A 20,492-nucleotide genomic window follows, 5' to 3' on the forward strand; every position below is an offset into this window, starting at 1 on the left:
ATATTTTATTATCTGACAACCCTTTATTTGCTATTTTTCATATGGAAGATCTATTATAATACTTGTACCAATACCTTTTAAACTGATAACCTTAATTCCATACTCATCTCCATACAATAATTTTATACGTTGATTTACATTGTACATACCTATTCCTTGATTTCTCAATAGGTATTTATCGTTGATTTTTGTGTTCAACTCAATTTCTTCTTCCTTGGTCATTCCTACACCATCATCTTTTATAGTTATTTCCAGCTTGTCATTCATGCTATTACAACTTATTTCTATCAGCCCTTTGTCACGCTTAGGTTTTATTCCATGATATATTGCATTTTCGATGATTGGCTGTAGGGTTAGTTTCATTATCCTGTTATCATATACTTCTTCTTGGATGTTCCATTTGACTTCAAGTTTATTTTTATATCTTTTTTTCATGATATTAATATATATCTTACAATATTTCACTTCATCTTTTACAGAACTGAACTGTTCTCCATCCAGAGAGTACCTTAATACTTCAGATAGATTGGAAATCATATCAGAGGCTTCATTATAACCATCCAGCAATTCAATTGCTGTCCAATTTATCGCTTCTAGAGTGTTGAATAAAAAGTGTGGATTCATCTGGGATTGCAAAGCTTTATTTTGTGCTTTATCCAGTAATGTAATCTTATTTCTTAATTCTTCCTCTAATTCCGTATTAGATATTATGATCTTGAATATATTATCAGATATATATTTTACCTCATTTTTATTTCTATGCTTTTCCCTATCCCACATTTGAGGATTATCGATTATCCTCATAACGGTACTGACAGGTTCATAAGTTTTCATTGTCAGCAAATAACTTAATATGAGACTTATAATCATGTAAGCTATCAGGATATTCTTCACATACTCATATATTCTATTTACATCATTACTATAACTTGTTAATGGAAGGACTGATAAGTATGTCCAATTACCATAATGTGATTTTACATTAGTGATAATATATTGTTCATTATCTACAGATAATATTTCTGATTTATCTATCTTGGAATAATCAATTGATTTGAATACATCAATATCACTAATATTTTTTAAAAAATCATCGGTATTCTTACTTATAATAACTTTTTTGGTTTCATTATCAATAACTATGGTTTTTACATCATTTTCAGAATATATCATGTCAGCCATTTTTGCCAAATGATTTACTTTCAAGTTAATAGTTACAGAACCTAATATCTTAGTTCTTTTTTTTCTCACATAATGAATGACTGATACATAATTACCAGTAATTTGACCATCTCTTGTTTCTCTCCAAGCAAAATACCTATTGATTTTGTTATTGTCAGCTTTATCTTTTATATACCAATCCTCTTCTTGTAATGTGGAATTCTCTAATCCAACCTGTTTTATGGCATTATCAATAGAATCATACAAAATACCTAGACTATCTGATTGCAGATATACACTATGTACATAATCATCTAAACTTATATACTCTCTAGTTCTATCGTAAATGATATCAATGATATTATAATAATCTGCAAACGTTTTATTGGATATAAAAAACAAATCATACACTGAAGATATTGATAAATGAGTAGCTAACCTTGTTGTATCCTGCATAGCCCTATCAATAGTTGCTTGAGTTTTTATAGCAGCATTATAATTGGCAGTTTTTATTTCATCTTCTACTGCATTATTGTATTTGGATTGAACAGATATAGTTATGATTATAACGGGAATAAATACAATCAAGAAAATCAGCAGAAAATTTTTAATAAGTATTGATTGGAATTTATAGGATTTTATATACTTCCACATGTTTTTCTTTTTCATCATATCATCACTTGCTTTCTACATTTTCCCGTATTCACTAGGAGATAATCCTGTATATTGTTTAAATACTCTTGAAAAATATTTACTACTTTTATACCCTACCATATTACTAATTTCGTATGTCTTGTACTTAGCTTTATTTATTAGTTTTATTGCTTCTTCCATTCTTACTTTGGTAAGGTAATCTGTAAATGTTTCACCTGTTTTTTGTTTGAAATACCTGCAAAAATAAACAGAGTTAAGAAATACATGGTTGGCTACATCTTCTAATGATATGTCCAGATAGAATTTCTCATCTATATAGGCTATAGCCTTTTCAATAACTTTTTCAGCTGATTGATCCTTGTTCTTAGCTATAAAATTAACTAAATCAGTAAAAATCTCTAAGCAGTACTGCTGCAGTTCTTTTATACTGTTTATTTTCAATATATAATTATAATTGACTTTGCCGTTAGTTATTTTAATAATATCTAATTCTAATTGACTAAATTTGTTTGAGAGATTAGCAAATAAATCTATTATGACTTTTTGAGAGAATTGTATGGATTGATTGGATAGTTGTTCAAATAAAGTTTGATTAAGACTCTCTAATTCGCTAATATTACCTTCATTTATTTTACTAAAAAATAATTTGTATTTTTGAACTATTTTTTTGTATTCAACTACATTGATATTAAGATTATTACTTCCGTCACCTAATTCTTCATTAATATGCACCTTTTTATTGAATTCAGCTAATTCAAAGAAGGTTTCAAAGTTATCAATATGACTTATTTCAAGATTCAAATCCATAAAGCCTTTTATTGATTTACAAATATTTTCTACTTCTATATTGAGTATTTCCAAGAAATTATTTTCATCTTTTTCTTTTGAATAAGCGAATATAACAAAATTATCATCTTCTGAGAAAAGGGGACAATATATTATTTTATTCTTTTTGGAAACGAAAAAATTATTGATTGCTGTGTTTAGTCTTTCTTTACCATAATTCCAATTGTTATCTAGAAAGGCTTGGTTATTGATGATACTGAATTCAAGATATGCACACTCATGATATATTTTATCTGCAAAATCAACTAATCTTGCTCTATTTACAATATCTTGTTCTTTTTTGACTGCACCATATATTAAATCATTTATGAATTGTGTTTTTAACAGAGGCAATTGCTTTTGAAATTTTCTTTCTTTATCTAATTTTTGTACAACTTCTTTGAATACATCGTTCACTTGTTGAAAATTAGTTGGTTTCAATACATAATTTTCCACATTTAATTCTATAGCTTTTTTGGCGTATTCAAATTCTTTATATCCACTAATCAAAACTGTTTTTATATAAGGTTTACAATCGTATAGATATTTTGCAATATCCAGTCCAGTTTTATCAGCCATCTTGATGTCAGTCAAAACAATATCAACATCATTATTTATCAAGTAATCTATTGCTTCCTTACCATCTTCAAACAGCTCAACTACTTTTATGTTCAAACTATCCCAATCAATAAATCTTTTTAGACCGTTCCTTATTATTTCTTCGTCATCGACAATAATAAGATCGTACACTTTACCAACTCCTTTAGTTTAGCCCATATCTAATTAATGATTACTGATTTTTTATTATATCATCTTATTATTTTAATGTAAAATCAGTTTTTGCTTAATAATAAAATATCGATTCTATATAATACTAATTAAAGAAATGTATTAAGTGAAGTGGTATTTGTAATAGATTATTGAATTTGCCAAAATAATATTGACAAATAAATTAATAGTTAATATTACACTATTTGTCTTATACATTGACATTTTTCTCCTTCTATACGTTATTTATGGTTACATATTTTACTTATACTAATAATTTTATAGTGATTGAAATATTCGTACAAGGATAATATCTTTTATTAAGTTCAATAAATTAACTTTATATTGTTATTAAGGTATCTAATATTAACATGGAGTCATTATCTTAACTTGATAGATTTTGGGGTGATTGAATTATGTAGATAACGGTCGCATAGATAGTATAGGGGAATATTCCGTCAGCAGATTAAACGTCCATGTTTAATAAAATAATAATGGACATCGAGTCCATTATTATTTCTGACAGTCCAGTAGGGCTGTCAGATTACAGCTGAGTTCGCCGTCCATGGCTCAATGTCATTAAGTTAAGAAAATAGAGTTTCTGTATATTAATAATGCAGAGCTCTTTTTTTATACGATTTTATATTAATCTTTTAAAAAATGCTTGACATTTACCCGAAAATTTGTGGCGAAGCCTCTTAAATGAATTATTTAAAGGAGGTTTAGCTATGAATAATACTTATGCTAATACAATTAAAAATCATCTATATGACAGTATCTCTGAACTTGATACTATTTCATCTTTATTTCTTCAAAATCCTGAGAAAGATTTTACTCGTATTAGAAAACTTGATTTTAGGACAATGGTAGAAATTCTTCTAACTATGGGTGGTCAAAATTTGAAGCTTGAAATTATGAATTATTTTTCCTTTGGTATTAATACACCTACTGCTTCTGCATTTGTACAACAACGCCATAAGATTTTACCTGATGCTTTCAATTATCTTTTCCATGATTTTACTAAAAAGGCTATGAACTTTTCTAGAACTTTTAATGGATATAGACTTCTTGCCGTTGATGGTTCTAACTTAAGTATTTTCTATAATCCTGATGACACTGAAACTCATTTTCCAAATCGGGCTAATGCGAAAGGTTTTAATCACTTACAGATTAATGCTCTTTATGATATTTGTAATAAAATTTTTGTTGACGTTGAGATTTATCCTGGACGAAGACAAAATGAAAGAAAGGCATTGCTACAGATGATTGATCGTATGGAAGACATATCTGACAATACTATTATCATCGCTGACAGAGGATATGAGGGTTATCATGTTTTTGAGTATATAAAACAGAAGAACTTGAACTGTCTATTTAGAGTAAAAGATATAACTGGCAATGGAATAACATCCAGCCTGAAGCTTCCACATGAAGATTGCTTTGATGTTGATTATCGTATATTAGTCACAAGAAGACATACTAAAGAAATCAGGACCAATCCAGACAAATATAAGTGTATTAGAAAAGGAAATCGATTCGATTTTCTACCAGTAAATTCAAAAGATACATATCCTATAGAGTTTAGAATTGTAAGATTTCCTATTTCAGAAGATACCTATGAGATATTAATTACTAATCTAAATAGGAATGACTTTCCAATTGAAAAATTAAAAGAGATATATCATATGAGATGGGGAATAGAGACTGCTTTTAGAGAGTTGAAATACACTATCGGTCTTATTAATCTTCACTCCAAAAAAGTGGAATTTATAGTACAAGAAATATATGCTAGACTTATAATGTATAATTTTTGTGAACTAATTACATTAAACACTGTTATAAAGAAGACCAAAGGTACTACTAAACATATGTATCAAGTGAATTATACTATTGCGATAGCAATTTGTAGACATTTCATTAAATATAAGGGGCATGAGCCCCCCGATATTGAAGCACTAATTGCAAAAAATATTTTGCCAGTTAGACCTGGTAGAAAAGACCCTCGAAAAGTCAAAAAGCAGGCTACTGTAGTTAGCTTCTTATATAGAATAGCATAAGGAAACAAAATACTCAAATGTATTTTCTAAAGCAGAGATATCTCTGTTTATTAATAATGCCAAAAATAAAATCTTAACAAGAGGTAAAAGTAAAACTCATCTATTGGCAACCATGAAAGCATCAATAGATGAATTTTTATATCTGTCAAAGGCTTAACTTAATGACATTGGTCCATGGCTCACTGCTCCATATTCCCCTATACTATCTATGCTCGGTATTTAAATCATACTTTTTTGTACTTCTTATGAGTATGTATTTATTATTTATGCATAAGAATAATACTTTTGCATAAGAGAAAAAGAAAGATGATTTCTAGGAAATCATCGCAGATGCAATAACTTTGTAACAAACAGTTTAGATCTTATAGGCTAAAGTCACATCTTTTAACTAACTTAAGAGTGGTAAATACAGAGCAAATCATATATAGTGATAATAACGATTTTTACGGCTTGTTGCCATACCTTATAAACAGATAGAAGCAACAAACGTAACGAGAGTTATTATCACTATATATGATTTCAATATACGACCGTTGTCTGTTTTTATCTCAATACTTAATCTGAGATGATTTTGTTATTTTACAATTATCATATACATCCATAGGTTGCTGCCGTGGGCGTCTAGAGATACTGTTGAGCCAGAAGCATATGTTTTTTTGTAAAGACTGAATGTTTTTGAGTGATTGTTAGTTATGTTTTCCGTTGTATCAGTCCAAGTGGATAGCCATGCGGGAGTTGGTGCTTCATCTGGATATCCTATATATACTTGAGAATCTGTATTTACTGTGAATGTTACTAATGGATTGCCTGTGTATGTGTAGGATTCTATGGCTGTTTTAATCCAATCACTTCCTTCGATTGTAGATGGTAGTGATGAGATTATATATGTTCTGTCACCGAATTGTTCATCTCCTGATTGCAGGTTAGACATAATTGACCAATTGGATGCGTTTTGAGTATCTTTTACACTTAAGTTTGTTATTTTAGGGGTTGGTACAGCTATGTCTTTTACCATTATCATATACATCCACAGGTTACTTCCGTGAGCGTCTAGGGATACTGTTGAACCGTTGGTGTATGTTTTTTTGTAGAGACTGAATGTTTTTGAGTAATTATTGGTTATGTCTTCTCCTGTGTTCGTCCATGTAGATAACCATGAAGGGGTTGGTGCTTCGTCTGGATACCCTACGTAGACTTCAACATCTGATTCTACTGTAAATGTTACCAGTGGATTGCCTGTGTATGCAGAGGATTCTATGGCTGTCATTACCCTATCGGAACCTAGTACGCAGTCTGGTACAGTGGAGACAGTGTATCCTCTATCACCAAATTGTATTGAACCTGGTTGCAGATTTCCTTTTTCTGACCAATTTATGGCATTGTCTGTATCATTGACATTAAGGTTGGATATAAGTTCTGAATCATATACATTTTCAGGTAACTCCTCAATAACTCCAAAATCGTCTACATATGCATAATAATCTCCATCTGGCTTATTTGCATAGATTGTAGCAGTTGTATTATCGGTTCCTGTAGTAAATTGGAATTTATTTTCTACAGTACCCCAAGAAGTTGAATCTATTGTTGTGTAAAGTTCGCTGCCACCATAATTTTTAACGCCTAGTTGTACATCGTCTATCATGTTTGAATTATAGAGTTTAAAGCTATCTATTAGTCCTATATCAGCTGATCCACTGTTTTTGAATACTAGATATAGGTCATGAACACCTGTGACAGAGCTGATAGGTGCACTTTTGAATGCCCAAGTTGCACTGTAGGTATCTAAATCAAGGGTTCCTATCAGTGTTCCTGTTACACTGTCAAGTCTGACTTCTATAGAGCCAGTGTTAACAGTTTTATTTCTACCAATAGCAAATGTATCATATTTACTTTGACCAAAATCAATATTATTGAATGAAACATAATCATTGTCCCTGACAGGTCCTACGTATTGTACATCCCTGTAATATGCATGTTCTCCGTCTACATAATTCCAATGACTTGAGTTAGAGGAAGTATCATATTCAGTTACTTTTTTGTGATAACCATTAATCTTAGCCCATGCTGAGAAAACATATGTTGTTGAAGGTTTTAGTCCTGTTACCACTTGTTTAATACCATCACCGCCTCCAAGTACAGCAGAAGTGATTTGACCTCTAGACATAGAATTGGCTGAGTGATAGTCCCAATTACAACTTGTAGTTATTCTTGCACCAAGATTGCCTGTCTTAGTCCATGATGATAAATCATAATATTCAAAACCTCCGTTAAGTACCTTGTTCATAAAAGGAACATCTACTTTTTGATATACTGGATATGGTGGATTATCAAAGTCATGACCTGCTGTCCAATTATCTCCATACTCATATGCACCTGCGTCAGGAGCGTCACCTATGTAGTTGTCAGTAATATTGGGAAGTACCATACCTGCATCAATTGCAATTGAGTCAGAAGCAATTTGAAGATTACCATTTGATGGATTTATAAAATCAGGGTCTCTATTAACTATATTATTTTTTACTATGCAACCACTTCTTGGAGATATATCATTTCTGAAGATATTGTTGAACAGCTTATCTCCATACATGTCATTTCCATATAGTGTGCTTTGCCCCCATGAGGATTCTCTTCCACTGTTATAGAATGAATTATTGTATGCTAGAACAAAATTATTAGGAGTATTTAATAATAATCCTACAGAAGAATTGTTCCATACAACATTACGATACATTATTAGGTTTCTAGTATCACAATCTGCGTAGAGTCCTCCGTCCGAAAAATTGGCAGCATTATCATGAACGTAATTATGGTGAATCTGGGTATTTTGATAATCCATGCTGCCAAGAGCTAATACTCCTGAATCTTCAGTCAGCATATTAGCATATGAAAAATCATTATATTGTATAATACTGTCTTGTATACTTCCTCTCATACTACCTCTTCCCAGTCTATAAACAGTATTATGACTTATCAGGTGTCTTCTTCCGTAAACATCAATACCGCCAGCATTACTGGCTTCTGAGGAAACATCGTGGATATAGCAGTTGATAACCTTATTGTCTGTTCCAGAAACCTTGATACCTCTTCCAAAAGTATGTGCAATCTCAGAATCTCTGATAACATTATTGGTACCGCCCAATTCTATTCCTTTTGTCAATGTATCAGCATCTTTTCCAGTATCTAGATTCTGGTCAATATACTTGAAAACACCATCAGATATAGTACAATTATCAGCTCCAACAGTAGTTATTGAACCTAAAATAGTATCTATCCCTTTGATATTAATATATGAACGATTTCTAAGGTCAAAAGTGTATGTCCTTTTTTTTGCTTCAACTACATGATTAGAAGGGTTATCTCCACCTGGTACCCATATATATAATTTTTCATTTGCTCCATCTACATACCATTCATTAGCTGTATCAAGTGCGTTCAAATGTCTGGTTATATAATATTTATTACCTCTCTTACTGTAATACCATGAATTAGTTCTTGCCCATGGTTCAAAATGAAGAGTTGAAGAACCAAAATCACTAATTGTACTGGCTGAAGCATAGTACTCTGGTCCATTTAGACACCATATTAATCCTCCATTCCAATAATCAGCTGGAAAGGATGAAAGTTCAGAATCGGTTATAGTGTACTTATTCAAAGGGTCATTGGTTGCAGAATCAACAGTTGCTAATACAGATTTTGTATGTAAATCACTACCTGCATTAGGCCATCTAGCTTCATTTGAAAGATTACCATCTACTGCAACAATATTTTGTCCTCCAAGGTCCCAATCCATATCTCCTTTATAGATAGAACCTGAATGCATTGTCCAATTGGTAATGGTATCACCACCGCTAACCACAACTTTTTCATTATTATATGCCTCAAATGTAATTGGATTATCTGGTGAACCAGAATTTGCAGGAATTACTGTTTCTCTATACACACCTTCTCTGATATAACACTTGTCTCCTGCTGTCATATTATCAGCTGCTTTTTGTATAGTCCTAAAAGGTGAAGCTAACGTTCCAGAGTTAGCATCATCACCTGTTTCAGCAACATAATAGATGTTGCCTGATGCATATGCAACATTGTAATGAAGTCCCGTTCCAACTAATAAACAGACTGTACAGATTATCCCCAAACATATAGATACAATTCTTGTTTTTCTTACCACATATCTCATCTCCTTCTAAGTTTTATAATTTAATATTAACACTTGGACAATGGTATCTAAATGTACGAAACTAACTTTATTATGTCGAAAACTAATATCTGGATATTCAGAAAGTTAATTATATACATAATAAAGGCTATTATCTACATTTATTATTTTCATAGTTTTGTTAGAATTAACTTGAACATATAATAATAAACGAGGTGATATGTTGGATACTAAAAATTATTTTGGAACTGAGGATTTCAAGGGCTATTGGCATGAGAATAAAAAGATTATATATAATAAACGTCCAAAAGAAAGCTGGCAATGTATGCCTATCGGTACCGGTAAAACTGGAGCTGTAGTTTTTGTACCTGATGAAGGAATATGCTTACAGATAAACCATGGCGGGAGCTTTGATAGTGATGGTAATCTTCCTGCTCTACTTAGGGTCAACCTAGAGATAGATGGTAAGCCATTTGTTGATGCAAAGAACTACAAACAAATATTATCATTAGAAAAGGGTATGGTGACTATATGTGCTGATACACCTGATGGAATAGTGAAAGCCGAATTCATAGCTCATCAAGAATTGGATGTTATCTCTATCTATATAGAAGATATGAGAAATAATCATGGTGAAGTAAGTATATGTCCTCTATTTTGGAGGCAAGGTGTTTCACAAACTTTTATAGATAATATGATGTTTTATACAGAAACCAACATCTGCTCTTCTTTTAATGAAATCAACTTCCAATCTGGTGTGATGAATAACAATTTATCAGACCCATTGAAAGATTTGTCTTATGGTACAGCAGTATGGGTAGATAAAGCTGATTCAAATAATTTACCTATGAAAAGAGTTATGTCAAGGAAAGCAAGAATATTGATTGCCGCAGATTCGGGCAAGTATTCAAAAGATACTTTAGTCAAGACTTTGAAAAATAAGATAGATAGGGCTTCAACTATTTCCTTAGATAAGTTTAGAAATTCTCATTTCAACTGGTGGAAAAATTTCTGGGCTAGAAGTGAATTTGAACTGAAAAAAGATTCAAAGCTACAGCCTGTCAGAGCAATTTGGCACTTAAACCGTTACTTTACTGCATCATCCATGGCAGGTCAATTGCCCCCAAAATTTAATGGTTCAATTTTCCTATATGATTATGACCGAAGACACTGGGGAGGAGCTTATTGGTTCCAAAATACACGACTTCAATACTGGCCTTTATTCAAATGTGGTGATTTAGACTATATCATGCCCTTTTTTGATATGTACATAAATGCTTTGGAATATGCCAAGGAAAGAACACTTTCATTATATGGGCATAAAGGAGCTATATATCTGGAAACCATGCATTCTTGGGGTGGAAGCCGAATTGGAGATAGTAGAAATGGTAAAGGAGTTGTAAATAATTATATCAAAAATTATTTTACAGGCTCGTTAGAGTTATTAATGATGATGCTTGAATATTACCGCTATACACAAGACAGCTCTTTTGTTACTAATAAAATGTTACCAGTAGCTGATGAAATAATACTTTTCTTCTTTACTCATTTTCCTATTAGGGATGGAAAATTGTTCTTGGAAAAATCTGCTGCTCTAGAAACGTGGTGGGAAGCAGATAATCCTAGTGATCAAATTGCAGGATTAAGAGCAGTTATTCCTAAACTGATTAATACAGCTATTAAGCATGGATATGACAACTCGACAATTAATAGATGGAAAAACTATCTTGAGTTATTACCTGAACTACCTAGAGGTGCAAACTGGTTCAATAAGATTGTTAAAAAATATAATTATCAAGGATATGATGGTACTTGGAGAAAACCAGAAACAGGTAATGCACTGATGCCTGCCGAAAACGTTCATCATCTTAATAAGAGAAACTATGAAGACCCTGAATTATATGCTCTTTGGCCTTTCGGTCTTTTTGGTAAATCTTTACCTGATTATTCTTCTGCTCTGCTTACATTTAATAATCGTATTCATGAAGAACCTTCTAATGGATGGTCACAGACTGCTGTCTGGGCTGCACGTTTGGGACTTGCAGATGAAACCTCTAAGCTGTTGTTGAAGCAGTACAGATATGCATCTGTATTTCCTGGTGGGATGATGTTCTCACCTGGTAATATAGTTCCTCATAGACCTGATATACCTGAATGTGGCTATTTTGATACTATTGGTGTGATGACTACTGCAATTAATGAAATGCTTTTACAAGACTATACAGACCAATCAGAGATATTACCTGCTTGGCCGAAAGATGAATTTGTTTATTTCAAGCTTCATTCTAAATCTGGAAAAGTAGTTGAAAAAACTTACAATCCCAAATAAATTATTATAAAGTATTACAAAATAATAGACTCTATTATTGTATAATAAACCATATGCTTGTAGGCTTATATAGATAATAGAGTCACAACAAACTAAATCATAAAATTATATCATCCTTATAATGACTTAATATATTCAGATAAACGCATGGTAGAACTTGGTTCGCCCACGAATAATAGCTTATCTTTAATACGCAGTTTTTCTTCTGGTGACGGGGAGAGAATAATTCTACCATCTCTTTTTATTCCAACTACAGTAACTCCTGTATTATTCCACATATCAAGTTCATCAAGTGTCATATCAAATATGCGTGAGTCATAATTTAGATGATGCTCATAAATTGTAACATGTTCACTGTTTTTGAATCTACTTGTATAATCAACAATTTCGTTTACTGTTTTATTTATTTTATCTTCAATGTCATCTCGTTTTTTCATCAGCTCGACAAGTTCTTCTTTTAATTCGTTGACACTAGCTCTAATTCTATATCTTTCTATGAATTCTTCAGCACGAGAAACAGATGATACATATATACCATTACCATGTTTTACTTCAACAATGTTCATATCTGATAATAAACGCATTGCTTTTCTAATGGTTTCAGGAGACACATTATACTCTCCCGCCAACGTAGATCTACCACTAATTTTCTTGTCTCTAGGGATTTCTTCTCTAGATATCCTAGATGCTACATCTACAGCAACTTTCATATAAACTGGTGTTGAATTTTTTTTTGGCATATATACACCTCCTCACAATTTTATCAACTAATTATACTCCATTATGTCGATATTTTCAATAAAATTTAGTGAGTCAATGCTGAAACAATATCTTGGTGATCAATAACACCACGTAAACGGTTCCTTTTATCAGTTACTGCAACATCAATATCGCTTTCGTCTAATTTAGAAAATGTTTCAAAAACAAATGCATTACGGTTAATGCTCTCCACTTCTTCAACGACAAAAGAATCAATCTTATGACCTGGATGCTTGCCAATAGTATCACTTTCAACGTAACCTAACAGCTCTTGTTTATCTCCAATGACATAGCAAAAATCTCTGTCTTTATTATTAAGGTCTTCCAGTATTTTGTCTGTTCTATCCCCTAGTTTCGCCAAGACGATAGGTTCTCTCATAACCGTCTTGACTCTTAGGATTCTTGATTTATCAACATCTTCAATAAAACTACTTACATAATCATTAGCAGGATTTTCAAAAAAATCCCTAGGTTTTCCAACCTGTACTAATTCACCATCTTTTAATAAAGCAACTCTATCACCCAACCGAAAGGCTTCGTTCATATCATGGGTGATAAAAATGATTGTTTTATCCATATAATCTTCAATACTTAGAAGTTCTGTTTGCATGTCTCTTCTAATCAACGGATCAAGAGCACTGAATGGTTCATCCATCAGTAGAATTTCTGGTTCATTGGTTAATGCTCTAGCTAAACCAACTCTCTGTTTCATACCTCCACTTAATTGTCTAGGAAAATAATTTTCCCATCCTTCCAGTCCTACAAGTTTTATTGCTTCTTTCGCTTTTTTCGCTCTCTCTTCTTTTGGAACATCTTGCACCTCTAGTCCATATTCAACATTTTTCAAAACACTTCTATGGCTTAATAAACCAAAATGTTGAAATACCATAGCTACCTTTTTTCTTCTTAATTCTTGTAATTGACTTTTGTTATAGTTACATATATTCTCACCATCAATCACCAATTCACCTTTTGTAGGTATATTCAGCATATTCATGCAACGAATAAGTGATGACTTACCACTACCTGATAATCCTACGATAACAAACATTTCCCCATCTTCTATATCAAGGCTTATATTATTAACACCAACTGCTAAGCCTGTCTTTTCACGTATCTCTTGAATTGATTTTCCTTCATCCAACATCTTCAATGCACGTTCTTTTTTATTACCAAAAACAAGAGTCAAGTTTTTAATTTCTACTTTATTCTTTCCCAATTTTATCACTCCGCTTCCTTAAGTCTATTGGCAGCACCTTGCAATACTCTGTCTAGAATTATCGCTAGAAATACAATGGCTAACCCGGCTTGAAAACCTTTACCAACTTCCATTCTTCGAATAGAAATCAATACTTGGGCACCAATACCTTCTGCTCCAATCATAGAAGCTATTACAACCATAGCCATTGCCATCATTGTTGTTTGATTGATGCCTGTCATAATTGATGATAATGCCTGCGGGAATTCAATCTTCAATAACATCTGCTTTGTAGTTGATCCAAAAGACTTACCAGCTTCTATAACCTCTTTATCCACTGTTGATATTCCTAGATATGTTAATCTGATAAGAGGAGGTACTGCGTATGTTGTTGTTGCAATAACAGCTGGTACTTTACCAAGACCGAAGAACATGACTGCTGGTAACAAATATACAAAACTCGGCATGGTTTGCATAGCATCCAAAACAGGCATCATTATCCTTTTGCATACTTCAGATTTAGCCATTAAAATTCCCATAGGTAATCCTATAACAACCGAAACTAGAACCGCTATAATAACAATAACCAAAGTATAAATCATCAATTCCCATAACCCGAATAAACCAATTGTAAATAACATACCTGTTAGTACAACTGCTGTTTTAACATTATACAATTTAAATCCTGCATAAAATAATCCAATCAACATGAGCCACCAAGGTACTATTCCTAGAGTACCTTCAACTATATTGAATACTCCTAAAACGAACTTACTTATTCCATCAAAAAAACCATCCCAATTGACTAGTAACCATTTTACTACAGCATCAATTGGTTTACTAATCTCAAAGCTTAAATTTTCCGGGAAATTCCACAAATTTTTTCACTCCTTATCTGCTATAGATAATAAGACATAGAAAATGGTACCACACTCTATGTCTTATTCATTATATATTCATCTTATTTTTAATATATTGATATCTGTTTTTAATCTTCTATAGCTTTTTTTACTTTATTATAAGCTTCTTCACTTATCATATTTTTCCACAATTCTTCATTCTCTTTTAGAAACCATTTAGCCGCAACATCTGCTTCAACACCTTCAGTTTGCATATATGCAAGACCTTGACTTGTCAATTCAGATGATGTTGTATATTTACTTAAGAACTTAGCTAATTCTGGATATTTTTCCTGGAATTCATTATTAGCACATACCGTTACACGAACAGCTGGAAATGCGCCAATACCTTTTTCAAAATCATCAGCGTTATAGCTGCTATCTGCTAGTAAAGTCATATCATATAGACCCATTATCCAAGTTGGTTCCCAATTATATCCTACCCATGGTTCCCCTTTTTCATATGCACCAGCTAGGGTCGCTGATAGGGTAGCATTTGAATCAATTGTCTTAAAATTAAAGTTATCGCTTAATCCGTAAACTTTCATTTTATTATGAAGCATTAACGTTGCTGACCATCCTTCTGGTCCACCGTAAATAATACCTTTTCCTGATTCTTCTGGATCTGGAAATAGATCAGCGTATTTATTAAGGTCTTTTACTGATTTCAAATCAGGAGCTAAAGCGTCTTCCCCTTCAACCAAATATGTTGGTACGTATAAGCCTTGCATGTTATCATCATAATTAACTGCTAGCTCAACATACTCTTTATTTGCAATATCATCTTTATATGTAAGCACATTATCTGACCATAGTTCTAGAACTGCATCAATATCTTTTGTTTTTAATCCTGACACCATCACCGATGTATCTGCAGCTACGATATCAACTTCAACACCATAACCTTCTTCTATAATAATTTTAACTATTTGGTCATGAAAAGTATTACTATCCCAATCTCCTTCTCCAATCACTATTTTTTCTTTTGTAGCACATGCTGTAAGTGATATGATTAATAAAACACTCATTATAATCATAATTAATTTCTTTTTCATATAATCCTCCTATGTGACAATTTATTTTTACTAATAAGTTGTTTCTAATGACATTCTTATTATACACATAAGTTGTCACTTTTGCAAGTGCATTATTTTTTTAACATTCTATTATGATTGATTTATGATAATGTCTTAGTATAATTGATTATATGAGAAACCTCTCAAAGATCTACGCAGTGAAGTTATGGATAGATTGATCTTTATGTTAACTTTTATATTTTTAGATATTCTTGATATCTCGAAATTCAGTTGGTGTAAAACCTGTGATCTTTTTAAAATACTTAGAGAAATAACATGAATCAGAATAACCAATTTCTTTGGATATATCTACAATACTCAATTTTGTAGTTAATAGTAATTCTTTTGCTTTCTCTAATTTCAGCTTATTAATATAATTCTTTGGTGAAGTTCCCATATGTTTTTTGAAATATCTTATAAAATAATTAGGGTGTAAATAAACTAATTCGGCTAAATCAATTATATTAATGTTTTTGGATAGGTTATTGGTTATATAATTAATTACACTGGATAATATTTCTGTAGATTTAGTCTCTACAATCTCAATTTCATCATTTGGAATATGTTCAAGATAGAATAGAATCATTTGTAATAATACGGAGTTTTCTCGTAATACTCCCATATAATCATCGCTTGTGAAATTTGAAATTAACTGCTCAAATAATTCTATAAGACTTTTGTTATCAGATACTGTTAATAAATATGGACTTTTCAAGAATTCAAATAGTTCTAAATCTCCAGTTTTAGCTTTAAAGTGGCAAAAGTATTTAGTTATATCCTTACCATGATAACTATGAAAGGAATGAGAGCTATTGGAAGGTATCAAAATTAATTGCCCAGGATAAACATGAAACTCAATATCATTAATTTTGCCATATCCTTCTCCATCCATGATTAAATATAATTTATTACAATTATTAATTTGATTAGTATATCCCCAAATACTTGTACATTGATAATATTCTGCATGAATTACCTCAACAACTAACTTGGAAAGAATTTCTCTAGCTAATGTTTTTTTAGTTATCATCTATTATCACCTAACCATTCTTTGTTCTTGAATAAAAATTAGGCTGTATCATAAATGTTATGAGACAGCTCTAATCTTCTCTATATAATCATACTCTACCACCAACTCTAATTACCAAAACATCTCCACATTATTAAGCCTTTTGCACACTGCTTCCATAAAATAGTAATCTCCACAGATCCAATATAATTCTCTACCATTTGATTGTTTTAAGATACCGCTGCAATCAGTATCTTGGTTCATATATTCTTCCTCAGAAAGCTTATTAATAATTTTATCTGCCCATTCCAATAATTCTTCATTATCGTCATATTTTGCTAGTTCTATAAAAGCACAAGCTGCTACTGCTGCTGCTGATGTATCCTTAGCCTGTTTTTCCCCTTCTGGTAATCTAAAATCCCATACAGGTACAATTGTTTCTTTTATGTTCTCTATATATTTCTCTGCAAGCTTTTTGGAAGCCTCAAGATATTTCTCATTATGTGTATAACCATAAGCTATGGCAAAACCATATATTGCCCATGTTGCACCTCTTGCCCAATAGGATTCATCAGAATAACCGCAATAGTTAGTTCCGCCGATTGGTTCTCCTGTTTTCTCATCAAATCTATATGCATGATAAACTGAATAGTCATCCCTAATAAAATATTTTAGCGTCATATCAGCATGAGCATTAGCAATATTAGCAAAATACATATTGCCAGTAACTTCTGTCGCCCAATATAATAATGGTATATTCATCATACTGTCAATTATGGCTAACCCTTTACTTTCTGTGAAAAAATGGTTTTTTGAGAGTTCTTCTGATACATATTCAGGTATTTTATCATCAACTCTTCCCCAAGCCCTGATATAATTACCTTTTACCATGAACCTCTTAGCCAGTTCTTCTGCTGCTTTTATGGCTACTTTTTTGTGATTGACATCTCCTGTTAATTTATATAATGCAACAGAATATGGAGTATATAAGAAGCCTAGGTCATGCATTGTATCCATAGGTGTATTAAATACTTTATCATGATATTCATCATAAAAACCATTTAGCCATTTTAGATATTCTGGTCTATCAGTAACTTGATAAGCTAAACAAGCCATTCCAGTGTAAAAAGAAGGTGTCCATACAAATATATGTGATAAATCTAAAGATTTATTATCTAGAGACATTTCTTTAAAGTAATTTCCGTCTTCACTTGCTGAATATTCTCTTAAATCATTCTTGATTATGTTCATATTGTTTGTTGTTTTGTCTATACATAGCTTTTTTAATTGGATTAATTTCTCTTGTGTCATGGCTCTACTCCTTTTTTATTATTTTCCCCTTATGGGTAAATTAATTATGGAATCTATATCTAATTCTCTTTCAGAATCATTAATAACTAATATTTCTTTACTAGTTTTTACAAATACTGGTGCATCTGTAAATGTATATTTATTATCTAGACTTCTATTTCCTGGAATCCACCCCATGTCAACTCCGAATTTATTGCTGTCCTTTCTTCCTAAAACCGTATACAATCCGTTAGAATAGTAATCTTTAATTGCCCAATGAGTATTATCTTCAATCCATATACAATTATCACCTAATAGTGCAGAGGTCTTATTATATGATTGATTGAATTCCATCCAAAAGCTGTCGTCAATAGAATCTAATTCTTCGACTAGATACATGAAATCATGAGCATGCCAAGCTGTACAAGGTGCAATATCTGCTTCTGCTTTCCATCCAGTGGCTGATACAAAATACCCTCTTTTGGTTTGATAGAAGGAATAAGTCTCTTTACATTCATTAATGAAATCTCTTAAATCCTTGCTGTCATGATACTGCAGACATTTTTTCATTCCTAACAGGTTCATACCCATACCAGCAATTAACATAGGGTCATCTAATTTTGCCCACTCACCATTTACTTTGAACCACATTTTATGGAATCTTCTTTTTCCATTATCATCTACCCAAGATGACCTAATAATCTGATTACATATGGCTATAGCTTGGTCTAGAAATCTCTTTTCTCCATATTGTTCATAGGCTTCTATTAGAGGACATATCATTAATCCATAATATTCTGCTGGTTCAACAACATCATTTTGTTCGAAACAAATATTTCTATAAGTAGCCACGCTTTCCTCATCTGGGAAACCTGTTCTATGGAAATTCTTTATCATGAAATCAATATCTTCTGGTATTTCTTTTTCGTAACGTTTGTCATTAAAAGTTTTTTGGAATATCAATTTACTCCAGATCCTTGCATAATCTTGATTGCAACAACTGTCTTGTGAAGGTCTTCCTCCACCCCATCCATATGTTCCAAGCAGATTTTTTAATATTGCTTTTTTTATTAATTCTAATTTTTCTTCGCTTAGATAGGATTTTCCATTAAAAGCAGTTAAGCCCAAGGAGATATTGGCTACAGCATTATGTATTAATCCACTTTGTAGAGTTTCTCCTACTTGAAATCCAACGTGTTTGTACTGATTATTTTCTTGGAATGATGTAGCTTGATATTGGATAAGTCTGTCTAATAAAGCTTTTCCCTCATCATTCATCTTTTTTGAAAGTGCGTAAGATAAGCCTGCTAAGAAAGGAGATGCAAAGGTACTATGACCTGAAGTAAAGTCTTGTAATCTATATGGATTACTTCCCCATACTGAATGATTATGAAAACCATAAATCGCTCCACTTTCTTGTACCCAAGATTTTATCCAATTACCAAGAGAACCTACCTGTATATTGCTATTTTCAACCATTTTTAATCACCTCTGATTAGTTCGTTTCTAATTATGTTATTTTAGTATTTACTAATTAACTAAATTATAGAATCAGGGTAAACAAAATAAAACCCTAAATAATTGACATTTAGGGTTCATTATAAACTTAAAAAATATTATCCTATTTATTTTAATTTTATTCTTATGATATTTTAGAAATTGATGAATTAAGACTAACACATTTTTACTATTGTTGATTAATCTTTATATTTATTTAATGGAATATGACAATATCCATTAGGATTTTTATCAAGGTATTTTTGATGATATTGTTCTGCGTTGAAGAAATTTTTTAAGGGTTCAATTACAGTAACGATAGGTAAATCATATTTTTCCTGTTCCCTTGTTTTAGATTCCTCTATAATCTTTTTATCATCTTCATCGGTATAAAAAATTCCAGTACCATATTGTGAACCAATATCTGGTCCTTGCCTATCCTTAACAGTAGGTTCTACAATCTCCCAATAAGCTCCCAACAACTTATCAAGACCTATTATCATACTCAACATATACAGCTTCATAATGTCCTGTTGTAGAAGTACAGACTTGTTCATAAGTTGGACTTACTACATTACCATTGGCATAACCGACTTTTGTAAATGTCACACCATCCAGTAGATTAAAATACGCTTCAACTCCCCAGAAACAACCACCTGCAAATACAATTGTCTTCATAATAATATCCTTTCTCGAAAATAATAATTATTATACAAGTTATTATAAAATAATTGAGTATATAACTAACTTTTAATACGTCCATCACTTTTATTATTATTGTATCGGTTAATTATTATTCCGTCAATAAGAT

12 protein-coding genes and 1 pseudogene are annotated in these 20,492 nt (G+C 31.7%); 2 read left to right on the forward strand and 11 right to left on the reverse strand.

Translation table 11 applies throughout. From position 1 onward, the window contains the following. Positions 1 to 30 precede the first annotated feature (30 nt). Positions 31 to 1,833 (reverse strand): sensor histidine kinase, encoded by a 1,803-nt coding sequence (locus tag HYG85_RS07060; protein WP_212692881.1) that lies wholly within the window; start codon positions 1,831 to 1,833, stop codon positions 31 to 33. Between the two features lie 15 nt (positions 1,834 to 1,848). Continuing rightward, the gene (locus HYG85_RS07065; RefSeq protein WP_212692882.1) at positions 1,849 to 3,390 is read right to left on the reverse strand and encodes a response regulator transcription factor; all 1,542 of its coding nucleotides are present in this window, start codon (positions 3,388 to 3,390) and stop codon (positions 1,849 to 1,851) included. Positions 3,391 to 4,136: 746 nt separating this feature from the next. Between HYG85_RS07065 and HYG85_RS07070 the strand changes: the two genes are divergently transcribed. Then, on the forward strand, positions 4,137 to 5,465 hold the full coding sequence (locus HYG85_RS07070; RefSeq protein ID WP_212691219.1) for an IS4 family transposase: 1,329 nt from the start codon (positions 4,137 to 4,139) through the stop codon (positions 5,463 to 5,465). A gap of 574 nt (positions 5,466 to 6,039) precedes the next feature. On the opposite strand, the gene HYG85_RS07075 is transcribed toward HYG85_RS07070, so the two are convergent. Then, on the reverse strand, positions 6,040 to 9,636 hold the full coding sequence (locus tag HYG85_RS07075) for a carbohydrate-binding protein (RefSeq protein ID WP_212692883.1): 3,597 nt from the start codon (positions 9,634 to 9,636) through the stop codon (positions 6,040 to 6,042). A 208-nt stretch (positions 9,637 to 9,844) separates the two neighbouring features. Between HYG85_RS07075 and HYG85_RS07080 the strand changes: the two genes are divergently transcribed. Then, the gene (locus HYG85_RS07080; protein WP_212692884.1) at positions 9,845 to 11,953 is read left to right on the forward strand and encodes a DUF5703 domain-containing protein; all 2,109 of its coding nucleotides are present in this window, start codon (positions 9,845 to 9,847) and stop codon (positions 11,951 to 11,953) included. 116 nt (positions 11,954 to 12,069) lie between these two features. On the opposite strand, the gene HYG85_RS07085 is transcribed toward HYG85_RS07080, so the two are convergent. The 8 genes and pseudogenes from HYG85_RS07085 to msrA all read right to left on the reverse strand — a co-directional run bounded on the left by HYG85_RS07085 (position 12,070) and on the right by msrA (position 20,359). Beyond that, positions 12,070 to 12,693: a TrkA C-terminal domain-containing protein gene (locus HYG85_RS07085; RefSeq protein ID WP_212692885.1), complete on the reverse strand. Its 624-nt coding sequence runs from the start codon at positions 12,691 to 12,693 to the stop codon at positions 12,070 to 12,072. A 65-nt stretch (positions 12,694 to 12,758) separates the two neighbouring features. Then, positions 12,759 to 13,931 (reverse strand): quaternary amine ABC transporter ATP-binding protein, encoded by a 1,173-nt coding sequence (locus tag HYG85_RS07090; protein ID WP_212692886.1) that lies wholly within the window; start codon positions 13,929 to 13,931, stop codon positions 12,759 to 12,761. A 5-nt stretch (positions 13,932 to 13,936) separates the two neighbouring features. Further along, positions 13,937 to 14,788: an ABC transporter permease gene (locus HYG85_RS07095; RefSeq protein ID WP_212692887.1), complete on the reverse strand. Its 852-nt coding sequence runs from the start codon at positions 14,786 to 14,788 to the stop codon at positions 13,937 to 13,939. Positions 14,789 to 14,898: 110 nt separating this feature from the next. Then, complete coding sequence (locus tag HYG85_RS07100; RefSeq protein WP_212692888.1) at positions 14,899 to 15,864, reverse strand: ABC transporter substrate-binding protein; 966 nt, start codon at positions 15,862 to 15,864, stop codon at positions 14,899 to 14,901. Positions 15,865 to 16,087: 223 nt separating this feature from the next. Further along, positions 16,088 to 16,915 (reverse strand): AraC family transcriptional regulator, encoded by an 828-nt coding sequence (locus HYG85_RS07105; protein ID WP_212692889.1) that lies wholly within the window; start codon positions 16,913 to 16,915, stop codon positions 16,088 to 16,090. A gap of 111 nt (positions 16,916 to 17,026) precedes the next feature. After that, complete coding sequence (locus HYG85_RS07110) at positions 17,027 to 18,205, reverse strand: glycoside hydrolase family 88 protein (protein ID WP_212692890.1); 1,179 nt, start codon at positions 18,203 to 18,205, stop codon at positions 17,027 to 17,029. 18 nt (positions 18,206 to 18,223) lie between these two features. Further along, entirely contained in the window at positions 18,224 to 19,663 is a 1,440-nt protein-coding gene (locus tag HYG85_RS07115) for a hypothetical protein (protein ID WP_212692891.1), read from the reverse strand. 218 nt (positions 19,664 to 19,881) lie between these two features. Then, a pseudogene (msrA, locus tag HYG85_RS07120) lies at positions 19,882 to 20,359 on the reverse strand (peptide-methionine (S)-S-oxide reductase MsrA). Positions 20,360 to 20,492 lie beyond the last annotated feature (133 nt).

Origin of the sequence: Vallitalea guaymasensis (genome assembly GCF_018141425.1) — a bacterium.
GTDB classification, from domain to species: Bacteria; Bacillota; Clostridia; order Lachnospirales; family Vallitaleaceae; genus Vallitalea; species Vallitalea guaymasensis.